At 44.7% G+C, this 1,472-nt stretch carries 1 protein-coding gene; it reads right to left on the reverse strand.

Annotated elements, in window-relative coordinates; translation table 11 throughout:
- Positions 1 to 305: 305 nt before the first annotated feature.
- A complete protein-coding gene (locus HDC90_RS25260; protein ID WP_184471415.1) occupies positions 306 to 1,382 on the reverse strand; it encodes an IS110 family transposase in 1,077 nt (358 codons plus the stop codon).
- Between the last annotated feature and the right edge of the window lie 90 nt (positions 1,383 to 1,472).

Here is a 1,472-nt window from a genome sequence, read left to right on the forward strand (position 1 = left end):
TAAACCTCCTATGAATAAAACCCTTTTTCAAGCAGCTTAGGAAGCTTTTTCTTTTTTTATGGGCAAAAGATGTTCCCTGTCCTGAGAATTGGCGGTCTATTACTTAAATTAACGCCTCTCAGAAGCTTTTCTTTTATAAAAGTATAAAAACTTAGCTATATCCTCCTATTAGCGGTCGTTAAATTTGCCGCAGGTATTTATCAATAATCAGGTTAAAAGATAGCCGCACACTGATTAAAGCAGGTTTTTGCCAAGCAAGGTTTAGAAAGCAGTCTATCATATCTTTACAGCTAGTTTTTGTTTTTTTATTTCACAAGTCCGCTCACGTACGGTGTCCGGTTATTCCAAACATGCCTTACCCTGGAAAGCAGTTTTCTCCCTACCTTGATAATGGCCCGTCTGGAGCCAACCCTTGCCGCCCATCTGCTATAGCATAGAGTAAGGGCGGGATCTGTTCTTACCGCTACCCAGGCAGCCTCCACCAACATATACCTGAGCCGACGGTGCTGTCTTGTGGTTATACTTCCCTTTCTGTCGTTTTCACCCGTAGAATGCTCCATAGGACACAGTCCGACAAATGAGTTGAGCCTGTCAAATTTCTTAAAACGTGAAATATCACCGATTTCAACAATCAGTACAGCTGCTGTTATCGGGCCTATTCCCGGGATAGAGCAGAGCAGGCCTAAGATAGTACGGTAGCGTGCCTTGCCCATAAGCTTCCTTATTTCCCTTAGCGTGTCCAATTTTTGGATCCTGATCGCTTCCATTATAGAAAGCTGCCTGTCCAGTACGATGCGGATGCTCGGCTCCCCACAGCTGACCTCTTTTAACCATTTCACAAATGCCCCGCTCCAGTTGGCCTTCCCAAACCTTTGGGGTATCTCAATCCCCATCAGGCGGAGAAGCCCCTTTATCCTGTTCTTTGACCTGGTAAGGTCATTGCTGTACCGCTCGTTGAGCCGTACCAGCTGCCTGTCCGCCTCAAGTTCGGGATCAGGTACATAAACACCTGCCAGCTGCCCAGCCTGAAGTGCCTCGGCTATCCGCCTGGAATCGTTCCTGTCATTCTTGTTCTTTGTGCCTTTATCGGTCCGTGGAACATCTGCAGCATTTACTGCGATACAGCTTATTGAACGAACCGCAAAAGCACGCTGTATCCAGAATCCACAGAAACCGCTTTCGTAAGCACATTCATAACGGGCTTTAGGATAGTTGGTTGAAAGAAAATTCCACAGTCCATCAACTGATGGAGGAGACTCGACGAAACTTTTGAGATACTGTTTCCCCAGATACAGGGAAACTGTCCAGCTTTTAAGGTGCACATCGATGCCACAGCTTATCGTATGACCGCTAAAATCTAATTTTTCTGCTAAATTTGTCATGATCTTAGTTCTCTTCTTTGTTTAAATTTAACAATTGTGGCTTGCTAAAGACCACTTGAACTAAGATCACTTTATTACATAGATACTGAT

The sequence above is a fragment of the Pedobacter sp. AK013 genome, assembly GCF_014205835.1.
In the GTDB taxonomy this organism is placed as follows: Bacteria; Bacteroidota; Bacteroidia; order Sphingobacteriales; family Sphingobacteriaceae; genus Pedobacter.

Coding starts and splice junctions, on each gene's coding strand:
- HDC90_RS25260 (WP_184471415.1), bottom strand. CDS start 1,382: ATGACAAATTTAGCAGAAAAATTAGATTTTAGCGGTCATACGATAAGC.